Origin of the sequence: Adlercreutzia equolifaciens (assembly GCF_029076695.1) — a bacterium.
Lineage (GTDB): Bacteria > Actinomycetota > Coriobacteriia > Coriobacteriales > Eggerthellaceae > Adlercreutzia > Adlercreutzia equolifaciens_A.
In genome coordinates, this window is the sequence record NZ_JARFIK010000275.1 from 1 (window position 1) to 314 (window position 314).

Annotated in this window: 1 protein-coding gene; it reads left to right on the forward strand. The window is 65.6% G+C overall.

The genetic code is table 11. The annotated features are described in order from the left end of the window. A partial coding sequence (locus PZH32_RS12385) for an FtsX-like permease family protein (protein ID WP_275208550.1) occupies positions 1 to 314 on the forward strand: 314 nt, incomplete at both ends.

The following is a 314-nucleotide window of genomic DNA, read 5'->3' on the forward strand; positions in this document are numbered from 1 at the left end:
GCTTATCTGCAACGCATTCAAAATCTCGGTAGCCGAGCGTATCAGCCAGGTCGGACTCTTGTCCTCGGTGGGCGCGTCGCGTCGGCAACTTCGTCGGGCCGTGGTGCTCGAGGGCTGTGTGGTGGCGCTTATCGGTATCCCCCTGGGGCTTGTGGTGGGCCTGGCCGGTTGCGCGATCACCTTCGCGCTGTTGGGGCCGGCCATTTCCAACTTGGCGGGGAATGCGGCGGTGGACTTCTACGTGGCGCCCAACGGAACGGCCTTGGTGGCAGCGGCGGCGCTCACCCTGGTCACGGTGCTGGTGTCCGTGTGGA